Origin of the sequence: Streptomyces sp. Wb2n-11 (assembly GCF_001049855.1) — a bacterium.
Taxonomy (GTDB): Bacteria; Actinomycetota; Actinomycetes; order Streptomycetales; family Streptomycetaceae; genus Streptomyces; species Streptomyces altiplanensis.
In genome coordinates this window covers 6,350,202-6,362,837 of record NZ_CVPB01000001.1, presented here as the reverse complement: position 1 = coordinate 6,362,837, position 12,636 = coordinate 6,350,202, and the positions used below count along the sequence as shown (strand labels likewise).

14 protein-coding genes and 2 pseudogenes are annotated in these 12,636 nt (G+C 69.1%); 12 read left to right on the top strand and 4 right to left on the bottom strand.

Annotated elements, in window-relative coordinates; translation table 11 throughout:
* Positions 1 to 54: 54 nt before the first annotated feature.
* From BN1555_RS29135 to BN1555_RS29105, 7 genes and pseudogenes are all read left to right on the top strand, one after another.
* Positions 55 to 729, top strand: a complete 675-nt coding sequence (locus tag BN1555_RS29135; protein WP_093803719.1) for a DUF6766 family protein — start codon at positions 55 to 57, stop codon at positions 727 to 729.
* Positions 730 to 994: 265 nt separating this feature from the next.
* Positions 995 to 1,320 (top strand): annotated as a pseudogene (locus BN1555_RS40705) (plasmid stabilization protein).
* Between the two features lie 90 nt (positions 1,321 to 1,410).
* Complete coding sequence (locus tag BN1555_RS29125; RefSeq protein ID WP_093802138.1) at positions 1,411 to 2,220, top strand: SDR family NAD(P)-dependent oxidoreductase; 810 nt, start codon at positions 1,411 to 1,413, stop codon at positions 2,218 to 2,220.
* Between the two features lie 155 nt (positions 2,221 to 2,375).
* Positions 2,376 to 3,656, top strand: a complete 1,281-nt coding sequence (locus BN1555_RS29120; protein ID WP_093802137.1) for a cytochrome P450 — start codon at positions 2,376 to 2,378, stop codon at positions 3,654 to 3,656.
* Positions 3,657 to 3,972: 316 nt separating this feature from the next.
* Positions 3,973 to 4,185, top strand: a complete 213-nt coding sequence (locus BN1555_RS29115; RefSeq protein WP_093802136.1) for a cold-shock protein — start codon at positions 3,973 to 3,975, stop codon at positions 4,183 to 4,185.
* Between the two features lie 599 nt (positions 4,186 to 4,784).
* Complete coding sequence (locus BN1555_RS29110) at positions 4,785 to 5,465, top strand: DUF4142 domain-containing protein (protein WP_255306228.1); 681 nt, start codon at positions 4,785 to 4,787, stop codon at positions 5,463 to 5,465.
* Positions 5,466 to 5,681: 216 nt separating this feature from the next.
* The gene (locus BN1555_RS29105; RefSeq protein WP_176710158.1) at positions 5,682 to 6,077 is read left to right on the top strand and encodes a class F sortase; all 396 of its coding nucleotides are present in this window, start codon (positions 5,682 to 5,684) and stop codon (positions 6,075 to 6,077) included.
* A gap of 67 nt (positions 6,078 to 6,144) precedes the next feature.
* Here the strand turns inward: BN1555_RS29105 and BN1555_RS29100 are convergent, their stop codons facing one another.
* Together BN1555_RS29100 and BN1555_RS39175 are read right to left on the bottom strand one after the other, a co-directional pair.
* The gene (locus BN1555_RS29100) at positions 6,145 to 6,861 is read right to left on the bottom strand and encodes a GAF and ANTAR domain-containing protein (RefSeq protein WP_093802134.1); all 717 of its coding nucleotides are present in this window, start codon (positions 6,859 to 6,861) and stop codon (positions 6,145 to 6,147) included.
* A 311-nt stretch (positions 6,862 to 7,172) separates the two neighbouring features.
* On the bottom strand, positions 7,173 to 7,334 hold the full coding sequence (locus BN1555_RS39175; RefSeq protein WP_176710157.1) for a hypothetical protein: 162 nt from the start codon (positions 7,332 to 7,334) through the stop codon (positions 7,173 to 7,175).
* 266 nt (positions 7,335 to 7,600) lie between these two features.
* On the opposite strand from BN1555_RS39175, the gene BN1555_RS29095 reads away from it, so the two are divergent.
* A complete protein-coding gene (locus tag BN1555_RS29095; protein ID WP_093802133.1) occupies positions 7,601 to 7,825 on the top strand; it encodes a hypothetical protein in 225 nt (74 codons plus the stop codon).
* Positions 7,826 to 8,025: 200 nt separating this feature from the next.
* Entirely contained in the window at positions 8,026 to 9,240 is a 1,215-nt protein-coding gene (locus BN1555_RS29090) for a PP2C family protein-serine/threonine phosphatase (RefSeq protein ID WP_255306227.1), read from the top strand.
* A 56-nt stretch (positions 9,241 to 9,296) separates the two neighbouring features.
* Here the strand turns inward: BN1555_RS29090 and BN1555_RS29085 are convergent, their stop codons facing one another.
* Positions 9,297 to 9,656, bottom strand: coding sequence for a hypothetical protein (locus BN1555_RS29085; RefSeq protein ID WP_093802131.1), 360 nt, complete (start codon positions 9,654 to 9,656; stop codon positions 9,297 to 9,299).
* 237 nt (positions 9,657 to 9,893) lie between these two features.
* Between BN1555_RS29085 and BN1555_RS29080 the strand changes: the two genes are divergently transcribed.
* Both BN1555_RS29080 and BN1555_RS29075 read left to right on the top strand, forming a co-directional pair.
* The gene (locus tag BN1555_RS29080) at positions 9,894 to 10,310 is read left to right on the top strand and encodes a CBS domain-containing protein (RefSeq protein ID WP_093802130.1); all 417 of its coding nucleotides are present in this window, start codon (positions 9,894 to 9,896) and stop codon (positions 10,308 to 10,310) included.
* Between the two features lie 117 nt (positions 10,311 to 10,427).
* A complete protein-coding gene (locus BN1555_RS29075; protein ID WP_093802129.1) occupies positions 10,428 to 10,880 on the top strand; it encodes a DUF6098 family protein in 453 nt (150 codons plus the stop codon).
* Here BN1555_RS29075 and BN1555_RS29070 read toward each other — a convergent pair.
* A complete protein-coding gene (locus BN1555_RS29070) occupies positions 10,832 to 11,911 on the bottom strand; it encodes a cytochrome P450 (RefSeq protein WP_093802128.1) in 1,080 nt (359 codons plus the stop codon). The genes BN1555_RS29075 and BN1555_RS29070 overlap by 49 nt on opposite strands.
* A 390-nt stretch (positions 11,912 to 12,301) precedes the next feature.
* Here BN1555_RS29070 and BN1555_RS29065 point away from each other — a divergent pair.
* A pseudogene (locus BN1555_RS29065) lies at positions 12,302 to 12,580 on the top strand (SpoIIE family protein phosphatase); the annotation flags it as partial.
* Between the last annotated feature and the right edge of the window lie 56 nt (positions 12,581 to 12,636).

Here is a 12,636-nt window from a genome sequence, read left to right as displayed (position 1 = left end):
CCGCCCGCCGGCCCCACCTGGGCGAAGGCGACGGGAGAAAGGGGTAGGCGGATGATGCGCCGCTTCCTGCGTGACAACAGTCTGACCCTGGCCTTCGGCATCGCGTTCCTCCTGGCCCTGGTAGGGCAGGCGGTAGCCGGACACGCCGAGTTCAACAACCAGCTGGCCACCGACGACCTGGAGCAGGTGAGCTTCGCCGCCTATCTGGCGTCCTCGGACTTCGCCGTCGACGTGACGGAGAACTGGCAGTCCGAATACCTGCAGTTCTTCCTCTACATCTTCGCCACCGTATGGCTGCTGCAACGCGGATCACCGGAGTCCAAGGAACCGCAGCAGGCAGGCACCGAATCCGATGAGGACCAGAAGGTCGGTAAACACGCCACCGCCGCATCCCCTCGCTGGGCCGCAGGCACCGGCTGGCGCGGAACGGTGTTCTCCCGCTCCCTCGGACTGGTGATGGGCTCACTGTTCCTGCTGTCCTGGCTCGCCCAGTCCATCACCGGCACGGCCGCCTACAACGAGCAGCAACTGCGCCAGTTGCAGGCGCCGATGGGATGGGCGCAGTACCTGTCCTCCGCGGACTTCTGGAGCCGCACCCTGCAGAACTGGCAGTCCGAGCTCCTGGCCGTGGCCTCCATGGCCATCCTGTCCGTCTACCTCCGCCAGCGCGGATCCCCCGAGTCCAAGCCCGTCGGCGCGTCCCACGACGACACCGGCATCGAGGGCTGACGGCCCACCGCGGCTTCATGACCGCAATGCCTTCTCGTACCCTCAGCGCCTCCGGTGCCAGTAGTGCTGGGAAGGCGTGCCGTCATGGCGTCCTCGTCCGCGTCCACCGGAGCGGTAGCGGGCAGCGGATGCGCGGGGTGGATTGTGCCCGGTCGGTGCTCTCGAATCGCGAGCGGCTGGTTTTGCCAGTGAGCTAGGGGTAGCCGTGTATGTGGCTAGGCCGGGAGGCCTGTCGAACACTCGACGTCGAGAAGAGGAGAGTGCGATGCCCGCAGGATCCAGCCCAAGCGTGAGCGCCAGTACGAGCACATCAAGGAAGGCGCCGAGAAGCGCGGTACCGGTGAGAAGCGGGCGAAGGAGATCGCCGCCCGTACGGTCAACAAGGAACGGGCCCGCTCCGGGGAGTCGAAGTCCGCGAGCAAGACGTCCACGCGTGACCCGAAATCCGCTTCCCAGCGGGGCGGACAGCGTTCACACAGCGGCTCTGGAGGGCCGACCAGGGACCAGCTGTACGAGGAGGCGAAGAAGAAGAACGTCGAAGGCCGGTCCTCGATGACCAAGGAGCAGCTCAGCAAGGCACTGGGGCGCTGACCAGGAGCCCCGGTCGCGCTGGCCGGCGGGGCCGTACCGCGTCGCGGGGGCTGCCCCGCCGTCCTGACGCATACCGGAAAGAGACCTCGTATGAGCGACGACAAGCCTCTCGCCCTGGTCACGGGCGCCTCCAGCGGCATCGGATTCGAGCTGGCCAAACAGTTGGCCGAGCGGGGCTTCGACCTGGTCGTCAATGCCGAGGACGAAGCGCGGCTCCAGCAGGTGGCTGAGCAGATCGGCGCGGAGGGCGCGCAGGTCACAGCGGTTCGAGCGGATCTGCGCGTTCACCAGGAGACCGGCATGCTCTTCGCCACGGCCACCACTCTGGGCCGCCCGCTCGATGTCGTCGTTCTGAACGCCGGAGTGGGCAGGGGTGGAGCGTTCGCGGACACCGACCTGGCAGACGAACTGGAGATCATCGATCTCAATATCCGTTCGACGGTGCACCTGGCCAAGCGCGTCGTACGCGACATGGTCGTACGCGGAGAGGGCCGCATTCTCGTCACCTCCTCGATCGCCTCGACGATGCCCGGCTCTTTCCAGGCGGTCTACAACGCCTCGAAGTCGTTCCTGCAGTCCTTCACCGAAGCATTGCAGAACGAGTTGAAGGACACCGGGATTACGTTGACCTGCCTGATGCCCGGGCCGACCGAGACCGACTTCTTCCATCGCGCCGACATGGACGACACGAAGGTCGGCAGACAGGACAAGGACGATCCTGCCCAGGTCGCGCGGCAGGGCCTGGACGCCCTCTTCGCGGGCAAGGACAAAGTCGTCGCCGGTTCCCTCAAGACCAAGGCGCAAGGGCTGGCCAACAAGGTGCTGCCCGACACGGCGAAGGCCCAGGCGCACCGGCAGATGGCTGAGCCGGGATCCGGTGAGCACAAAAACAGCGACTGAAATCCCCCTGCGCAGCCGCCCCTCAGCGAGAGCCGTCAGAGCCAGTCCCCATGCCAGCGGAGCTCCTGGCGACTCGCTGACCGGGCTTCAGCTTTGGCTCGGCCGAGTGGCGGAGCCGGTGGTTTTCCTCTCGCGCTTATGGGCACTGGGCGTCCATGGATTTCCAGCGTTTTCCTCTTGTGGACCGCACCGCATCGTTGCTGCTGCACGGGTACGCGTGGCTTCCGGACCGCATGCGGCGCGCCGCGGGACCGGTGGTCCGCGCCCGTGTGTTCGGCCGGCACGCAGTGGCCCTTCGGGGCCCGGAGGCGGTGCGCTTCTTCTACGACGAACGGCACGTCGTCCGCCACAAGGCCGTGCCTGAGCCGGTGCTCAGCACCCTGTTCGGACACGGTGCGATCCACACCCTGGACGGCGAGATCCACCGCGTACGCAAGGCGATGTTCCTGTCCCTCCTCACCCCGCCCGCCCGTGTCGCCGACCTCGCGGAGAACGTCACCGCCGCGTGGGACGAAGCAGTCGACTCATGGGCGGCGGAATCGGACGACGTCGTCCTGTTCGACGAGGCGGCGAAGGTCCTCACCGCGGGGGTGTGCCGTTGGGCCGGTGTGCCGCTGGAGACCTCCCGGGTGGAAGCGGTGTCCCGGGATCTGGTGGCTTTGGTGGACGGTTTCGCCACGCCGGGGCCCCGCCACTGGCGTGCCCGCAAGGCACGCGGCCGGTGCGAGGCATGGCTGGCAAGCCTGATCGACGACGTGCGCGCCGAAACAGCCGCCGTTCCCGGTGACTCGGTCCTCGCCGTAGTGGCGCAGCACCGCGACGCCGACGGACGGCTTCTGGACGCCCGTACGGCCGCGGTGGAGCTGCTCAACATCATCCGCCCGACCGTCGCCGTCGCCTGGTTCGTTGCTTTCGCCGGGCACGCCCAGCACCGCTGGCCGGAGTGCCGAAAGCGGCTCCAGGCCGACGACACGGCCTTCGCGGCAGCCTTCGTCCACGAGGTGCGACGCTTCTACCCCTTCGCACCGTTCACCGGAGGCCGGGCAGCCACTGACCTGTCCTGGCACGGCGAACACATCCCCGAAGGCGGACTTGTCCTGCTCGATCTCTACGGGCAGAACCACGACGCCCAGCTATGGGGCGACCCCTACACCTTCCGGCCCGATCGCTTCCTCGCCCACCCCGTCGAACGCGACGAACTCATCCCCCAGGGCGGCGGCGACCCGACGACCGGACACCGGTGCCCCGGCGAAGCCATCACCCTCGCCCTGCTCGAAGCCCTCAGCCTCCGCCTCGCCCGCCTCGATTACAAGGTCCCGGACCAAGACCTCACCATCCCGCTCGGCCGCGTCCCCACCCGGCCACGCAGCGGCTTCCGCATCACAGCAGCGGTACGGCGCGACCACGCGGACGCCCCACCCGGCCCCACCGGCTGATCCCCCGCAGAGCACTCCCGCGTGCCGGTCACACGAATCCCACCGCACGGAGGTACCGCCGTAATCATCCGACTCCCAAGGGACGGCTCGCCGGGCCGCGACCTGTCAACCACCACGGACCCCGTTCCGACCACGCAACGCAACCTGCGCATCTACCCCCCACCCAGCGCCTGACCGGTGCTCCGGCCGCTGAGCTGGTCCCGACACTTCCCGACCAGAGCCCTTCAGCTCAGCAACATTCGGCCCGCCTCCAGGGATGATCACCTCATCGGGCGTCGTGCACGCCTAACCGAACTTGCAAGTCGAGGGAGTGGACATGGCGGAGCGGCAGTCCGGCACGGTGAAGTGGTTCAACGACGCGAAGGGGTTCGGCTTCATCACCCCGCAAAGCGGCCCCGACCTCTTCGTCCACTACCGGGCCATTCAGGGCGACGGTTTCAGGAGTCTTGTGGAAGGCCAGGCGGTGACCTTCATTGCGGTGCAGGGCCAAAAGGGCATGCAAGCCGACGAGGTCATCGTGCAGGGCTGAGCCTGACCAGGGGGACCGGCTCGCCACCGCACCGCCTGCCACACGGCGTACCCGGCCTCGCAGTCGGCGCGCTCAACGGGCAATGGCGATGATGTACCGCCAGCAGCAGCCCGCCGAACCGACCGATCAGCAGCTGACCGGTGCGGAGACGATGCACGAAGTGAACGAGACGCTCCGCTCGATGACCGGCAACATCCATGCCCCGGCGTCGCGCTGGAGGTCACGCTCGGCAGAAGGCACGAGCTCCCGATGCACGCGGCGCACACCACCGGCCTCAGCCGGCTCTTCCGGAACGCCTCTGGCACCATCGGCGCCCGCAGCACACCAGGGGGCGGCCGGTGCTTCCACTGCGACGGGACCGGACTCGCCCAGTGCGCGTCGACTGAGGCAATACCGGTGACCATGTCCGGTCGCGGGGACACCGGGCAGCCCGTAGGTCCTCCACATCGGCCATCGGGGTGAAATCGACGCCGCACCTGTGCATGTGCGGCGTGTCTGCGGGAGGGATGCTGCCGGGCGTTGTATTCAGCGCGCCCATCCATGAAGCGGTCCGGCGGCTGTTGACGCGGCTGCCTGCCGCAGGGAAGGGAGCAGTTTCCATGCGCATACCACTGGCGTCTGTCGCCGCGACCGTGATGGTGTTGTCGGGCATAGGCGTGACGCCCGCGCTCGCTGCGACGGTGAGCACCGAGGACACGATGTTCCTCAAGGCCGCCCATCAGGGCAATCTCGCCGAGATCGCCGCAGGCGAAGACGCTCAGAAGCACGCGACCACCGAGTGCGTGGAGGAGGTCGGCCGGGTGCTGGTGCGCGACCACACCAAGCTGGACTCGGATGTGAAGATGCTGGCGAGCAAGCTGCACGTAACGCTGCCCAATTCCCCCACGGCCGAGCAGCAGAAACAGCTGGCCGCTGTGCAGGCCAAGGCGGGTACGCCCGCCTACGACGCGGCGTGGCTGAAGACCCAAGAAGCGGCGCACACAGCGACTCTGGCGCTCATCGACCGCGAGCTGTCAGTGGGGAGGAACGCCGAGGTCAAGGCCGCTGCCCGCAGTGCGCGACCCGTAGTGGCGATGCACCTCGACATGGTCCGCGGAGGTGTCTGCCACGCGGGCAAGAACGCGGGCAAGGTCCATGCCGGCACCGGTGGACAACTGGCCACCGACGACAACTCACTGGCCTTGGCGGGCGTCGTCACCCTGGCCGGTGGTGGACTCCTGGCCACCTGCGGGGCGCTGTGGTTCCTGCGCAACCGCCGCCGCTCCGCCGACCTGCCGTAGCCCGTGGCCGTGGCCGGACGCCGGTTCGCTGCCCGGGTGCTGGCGGCGAGCGGTCTGGGCGCCATGGCAGCCGGATGGGTGATGATCAGCGGCCCGCAGCCCCCACCCGGGGACGCGGGCCCGCTGCCTCCCGTTCAGGGCGCAGTGGCGAGTGGCCGTGCGCCGACCTCACCACCCCAGAGCATTCGCGGGCCAGGGCGGTTTCGCGCTCGGATCGTGCCGGTAGGGGCAACGGTCGACGGGGCGATGGCCGTGCCCGAAGCGCCCCGCGTCGGCGGATGGTGGGTCCTGGGCTCAGCCCTCGGCGCCCCACGCGGAACCGTATTGATCGCCGGGCACCTCGACACCCGCCACAGCGGACCGGGAACGTTCGCCCTGCTGCACAGCCTTCCGCTCGGCGCCCGCGTCGTACTGACCGGCGCGGACGGCCGGGTTTACGCCTACCACATCACGGCGCGCCGCATCTACCCCCAAGGCGCCCTTCCCGGCGACCTGTTCACCCGTGCGGGCACCGCGAGACTGGCCCTGATCACCTGCGCAGGACGCTACGACCACGCCGCCGGCCGGTACCTGGAGAACCTCGTCCTGTACGGCAAACCCACCTCGTCATGAGCAGCGGCATGCCCGCCTCACTTCGGCGGTCGGCCCGGGGTCCGGCAGGGGTCGGGCCTGGGCCGGGTCACGGTCGTGGACGTAGCCGGTCTTCCTTCGGCGGCCGGCCGCCGATGCTGGCGACCAGTTCGGCGCACAGGTCGCGGAGTTTGATGTTGCGGTGCTGTGAGGCGGTGCGCAGGATGGTGAAGGCCTGTTCGGCGTCGCAGCGCCGTTGGCCCATGATGATCCCGATGGCCTGGTCGATCACGGTGCGTGAGCGCAGGGCGGTTTCGAGATCGTTTGCGAATTCCTGGGCGTCGGCGATGCGCTGGGCCAGGGCGATGGCGCCGGTGGCCTGTGCGGCCAGCGAGCGCAGCAGCTGGCGGTCCTCGTCGGCGAAGCCGTCGGGCTTGGGGGAGTAGAGGTTGAGCGCGCCGGCGGTGTGGGTGTGGGGGGCGATGGGCATGGAGAGCGAGGAGCGGGTGCCGCTGGCCATGGCGTGGGCGGGGTAGGGGCCCCAGCGCTGCTCGCCGAGCATGTCTGTCACCACGACCTCCTCACCTTGGCGCAGCGCTTGCAGGCAGGGCCCGTCGTCCAGGCCGTACTGCTTCTCGTCCAGGTCGCGGGCGCTGGTGCCTGCGCTGGCCACGGTCAGGTGCCGGCCTTCGCGGCTGAGGGTGAGTCCGCAGCCGTTCGCCACGGGGACGCGGGCCAGGGCGAGCTCGGTGAGCCCGTCGAGAAACCCGTCCAGGGAGTCGCTCTCCAAGAGGAGCTCGGTCACGTGAGGGCCGTCGTATGTCATGGGAGCGTCCCTTGTGCAGGCCTTGCCTGCTGTAGGCGTCGGCGCGGCGCCGCCCGGGGCTACGGAAGTCCAGGCCCGAACGGAAGTCTCCCGGCGTCACGGCCGCCCTGGCCCTGTACGGAGACCGAGAGGGACGACCACACCCCCAGCCTCGCACGGACCTGTGCGCTCGTCGATGCATTCGAAGAGGCGGGCGGCTGGCCCCAAGCGGATGCAGGGGCCACCGGGTGCTTTCTTACCTTGCCGCCCGGGTCGTCGGCACCGCGGTGAGCCTGGCGGCATACCGCCTCGGTGCCGGGAGGAAGGGCGGGCTACTGGTCCTTGAAGTCCTCGCGGTTCACGCCGGCCTCTTCCATCGCTTCTCGCAGGGTGCGGCCGGTCCCGCCAGCCTGTTCTGCTTGGGGCTCTTCGGTGTCGTTGATGACCTCGTCGGTGGACGTGGTCTTGGGCCGGTTCTCCTCGGGCACGGTCATGGGGGAGTCCTTCCTGTGTTCAGTGCTTGGTGTGCCGCAGCGTTCGAGACGCGGCCCTGGCGGGACGGTCTTTCCCCGGGCTCCCTCACGACAAGGAGACGGCGCCGCGGCACGCGTCCCAGGTAACCGCTCGCGGGAGGCGCAAACCCTTACGACCTGCGGAGAGAAGGCCGCCGGGTTTCTCTCCTCTCCATGAGGGGTCCGCGCCCTTGGCACCATGGTTTCCTGCACTGGAACCCCGGGCCTGATCGGGGCAGGCTGGTGTCATGGGCGGTGCTCCGATTGTCGTGCACCGGCCGTCTGCGTCGGGCGGCCGACGGGTCACCCTGCACCGCCACGGCCGCGACGAAATCCTGGGCCTGGCTTACTCCGACCATGATCTGGCGGTGTTTCTCGAAGCCGCCGGTGTGCTGGACCCGGACGAGCTCATGGACAACCCCCTGTGGGTGGAGTGGCGGGGCGCAGACGCCCACCAGTGGGACGCGGCATAGAGGCAGCCTCATTCGCGACCCGTAACAGCCCAGACGCAGCTGCTGCATCAGGCCACATCCCCGGCAACCGGGCCATACGCTGGGGGTGACATTCGTTCGGGCTTCTCGTTTTCGTCTGCCGAGCATCAGGACCCGTGGCCCCCGTATTGCCGAGGCCGACGGGCGGACGCGGGCCGTCCCTGTCCGACAGGCTGACCCGCATGACTTCGCTCGAAGATTCGGCCCGTATGCTCCGTGCTCTGCTGCGGGCCAGCCATCTGTCCGCCTTCGAGGAGCTCCCCGCCTTGATCGCCCAACATGGCATGGAGGCGGGCCTGCACCGGGCACGGTTCTACGTGGTGGACATGCAGGAAGTAGTACTGCGGGAAGCCACCGGGAGAGGCATCGACGCCGGCCAGGATGGCCAGGAACTGCGCATCGACGCCACCTTGCCGGGCCGGGTCTTCACCAGCGGACAACCGCACCACGCGTCTGCCGACGGTCGCACGCGGCACTGGCTGCCGGTCCTCGACGGCACGGAACGCCTCGGTGTCCTGGGCGTCGAGACCGGTCCCGACCCGGACGAGCAGACCCGGGCGGCGATGCAGGATCTGGCGTCCCTCCTGGGCGTGCTGCTGGTCTCCAAACGCCACCACAGCGACTCCTACGCCCGGCTGACCCGCATCAGCCCGATGTCGGTGTCCGCGGAGATGCAGTGGACGCTCATGCCGCCGCGCACGTTCTCGAACCGGCGGATGACGATCGCCGCTGCGATGGAGCCCGCGTACGCCACCGCGGGCGACGCGTTCGACTACGCCCAGGCCGGCGACACAGCCCACCTGGCGATCTTCGACGCCATGGGCCACGACACCTCGGCCGGACTGACCGCCAACCTCGCCATGGCCACCTGCCGCAACCAGCGCCGCCAGGGCAACGGGCTTGCCGAAGCCCGCGACGCCATCGAAGCCACCTTGATCGAGCAGTTCGCCCAGAGCCGCTACGCGACCGCGGTCCTGGCCGACCTCGATCTCACCAGTGGCGTATTGACCTGGATCAACTGCGGCCATCACCCACCGGTTCTGATCCGGGGCCGGCGCTGGACCACCCACCTCACCTGCACGCCCACCCACCCCATGGGCACCAGCCTCGGGCTTCCGGTGACCTTGTGCCGTGAGCAATTGGAGCCGGGCGATCAGCTGCTGCTGTACACCGACGGCATCGTTGAGGCCCGCGACGCGAAGGGACATGAGTTCGGCCGCGACCGCTTCGTCGACTTCGTCATCCGCCACCAGGCCGACGGCCTACCCGCCCCCGAAACCCTGCGCCGACTTGTCCGCGCCGTCCTCGAGCATCACGACGGACGCCTGAACGACGACGCGACCGTCCTGCTCTGCGAATGGCACGGCGACACCCACCCGGCCTCGCCCGTGCAGTAAGCGGAATGGGGGCCAATGCTCCGAGGGCTGCAGCTGCCGGGTGGGGGCGAGCGCTGTCAGGCGGCTGCGGTGGCTGTGGAGAGGGCCGTCGCAATCGCGGTGTTCGTGCGGGCATGGATGACCGGTCGGTGGCCGTCGCTGTATGTGTTGGTCTCGAGCAGGCGGCGGGCGGCTGGGCTGTGGGTGGCGATGGACATCAGGATTCCCAGGTGGCTGCACATGCGGTGGGCACGGAGCACCGTGCTGACCGCGGCGGGGCCGGCGGCCGCCTCGTCGAGGACGATGACTACCGGCGTCGGCCGGTGAGCGTGGACGAGGTCGCTGATCGTCTCGGACATCCGGGCCCGTCCGCTGACGCCCGGATCGCGGCGCACCGTGATGACAAGGACGCCCTGCTCGATCGTGTGGGACAGCATCACACTCTCCTGTTTTTCCGCCGCCGGTGAGCTTCGCTTGGCCGTACATGAAGTGCCCCGTACAGCAATCGCCATGCGTACCGCCTTGCACGCACGTGCACGGCTGTCGGAGTGGCTCATGGCTTGCGGTGTTACCGGCCCCGGAAGTCGGGAACACGTGCCACGTCATTCTCAGCACGCCGGTGTCGCCCACGCGACCGCGACACCGGCCGGCGACAGACGAAGGAGCACTCTGCGATGACAAAGGCGCGGGACATCATGACCGGCGGGACCGAATGCATCGGCGCGGACGAAACCGTGCTGGACGCCGCGCGCAAGATGAAGGACCTGGGCGTGGGCGCTCTGCCGATCTGCGGAACCGACAACAAGCTCAAGGGCATGCTCACCGACCGGGACATCGTGGTGAAGGTCCTCGGCGCGGGCAAGGACCCCGCCACGTGTACGGCGGGCGAGCTCGCGCAGGGCGAGGCGGTGACCATCGGCGCCGACGACGACGCTCAGGAGATTCTGCGCACCATGACCGAGCACAAGGTGCGCCGGCTGCCGGTCATCGACGGCCACGACCTGGTCGGCATGGTCGCCCAGGCCGACGTCGCCCGCTCCCTGCCCGAGCCGCAGGTGGGTGACCTGCTCCAGGCGCTGTCCACCGACTGACACCCGAGTGCGCACGCCCTGGTGCCGGTGGAGACCGGCACCAGGGCCAGGACCCATGCGCGAGACGAAGAAGCCGCTTCTTGCAGGCGCCTGGAGACGGCCCGTGGCCGAGGAACGATGAGCAACGCAGAACTGATGCCTGTCTTCGAGACCCTGGACTCGCTTGCCGATCTGGTGACGAGCCGAAACGGCCTGTACGTGCGCTGGTCGCGGGGGCCGGAACCAGATCTTCGCACCGTCTGCAGCAGAGACGACCTCACCGGCGTTCCTCTTCCGGGACTGTCCGCCAGTTCGCTTGACGTGGAGGACTGGTGGGGGGAGCGGCCCGTGCGCACGTGGGTGGCGCGGCGGTTGTACGACTACTCCCACCTTCCGCGCATCAAGGACTCACGGACACGGCCGTGGGTGCTCCACGGCACCGAGGCAGGACGAGGGCCGGACAACGAGCCCCTCGTCCAAGGGGTCGAACCGCTGGGATGGATCGGCACATCAGTCATCACCGAGGCACACGACGAGATCAATCACCAGCCGGGACCGTGGGGCCCCCTACGGCGTGACGAAACGGCCTGACTCATGCAGCAGTAGGCGTGGAGGAAAGGGCCAGGGCAGCGGCGCATGCCATCAGCCGGGTAGCCGTCGCCGGGGTTCCACATTCGTATCCTTTGCGCGTCTTGGCACCGCTCGTGGGCTGCACGCGTCCAGGGGCCGGCCGCAGGCGGCGGCCGGCCCCTGGACGCGAGCGCCTGCGGTCCGGCGGAACCGCTGCGCCTGCGCTGCGCTCTTCGACAGGATGGCGGCGTGGCGCCGGAGGGTGGCGGTGACCGCGCGGGCCTTCCTGGTCGGCTGGAGGGCGATCTGCTCGTAGTCACAGGGCGTGAGGTTCGGGTCCTGCCATGCGAGGACGGCGCACGGCCCTTTCGGGGAAGGCTGCGCGCAGCAGGGGTGATCATGCCGTTCGGGTCGGGGGCGGCGGTGCGGATGATCTGTTCGGTGGTGCCGCGCAGCGCGCGTACGGAGGCTGTGAAGCAGCGGTTGACGGGGCGCGGCAGGTGGCCGAGGGCGGGGTGGGGGCAGAGGGCTTTGACGATCAGGCCGGTGACCATGTCGGGCAAGGCGGTCAGGAACGTGCGCTGGCTGGTGGGGTCCAGGCGGGTGCCGAAGAAGGATTCGGTGACGGTGTCCAGGGCCAGGGCGCGCATTTCGTGTTCCATCGACACCGGCCGGTCCGGGTGCCAGCGGGCGATCCGCTCGTTGACGACCCTGCACATGACGGGGATGTAGGGGGCGACTGCCCCGGGGGTGAAGCAGGACTGCAGGGTCCGGCGCTGGGCGCGGCGTTCGTCGCCGTCGGTCAGCAGGATCCCGGGGCCGAACAGTCGGCGGGCGATGTCCTGGGCACCGCTGCGCGGGCAGGCACCGGACTGGGTGGTCAGCAGTTCGTGGACGAGGTCGGGAGCGGTGACGACGTGGAGTTCGCGGTGCGCGAGACGCACTCGTACCAGTGGGGCCACTGCGGCCAGCGAGGTGAGGAAGCCGAGGGGGTCACGGAGCAGCGGCACCAGGTGGCCCAGGCGCGTTGCCGCGCCCGGTGCCAGCGGCACGCTGGACCTGGCTGGGTGCCGGTTGGGTGGTGGTCTGGAAGGTAGGGCCCATCAATTGCCTCGCTTCGTGACATGGACGGTCAACGGCCGCTCGCGTAGGGGCGTGCTCAGGCCGGTCGTTGTCGGGGGTCGTACTGCCACCACCAGGCGATGGACGCCAGGGGCAGCGGCCCGTCCTCGCGGGGAGTCTCTCGCCAGCCGCCGGGTTCGAATATCCGGGCTCCGGCCTGCCCGTCGCTGGTACAGGTACCGGTTGGTCCACAAGGCCATGCCGAGGACCCCGCGCACGTACTGCCCGATTACCCCCAGGTAGCCGAATACGAGGCGAGCGGTTCTCCACCGACAGCAGCAAGACTCCCCAGGAGTGCTGATCTCCTCGAGGGGCTGCCCTTGCTGCTATACACCGACGGCATCATCGAATCGCGCGACGCCAGAGGACACGAGTTCGGCCGCGACCGGTTCGTCGACTTCGTGATCCGCCACCAGGCCGACGGCCTCGCCGCCCCCGAAACGCTGCGCCGCCTGGTGCGCGCCGTACTGGAACATCACGACGGGCACCTGAACGACGACGCCACCGTCCTGCTGTGCGAGTGGCACGGCGGAACCGAGGCGGCCCCGCCCGTCCAGGACGGGGCCGCCGTGCCGGAAAGGCCGACCGGCGACGGCTGACGGACGCCGAGCAACATCTGGCTCCACGACCACGCGTGCCCTCGGGACCCATGGGT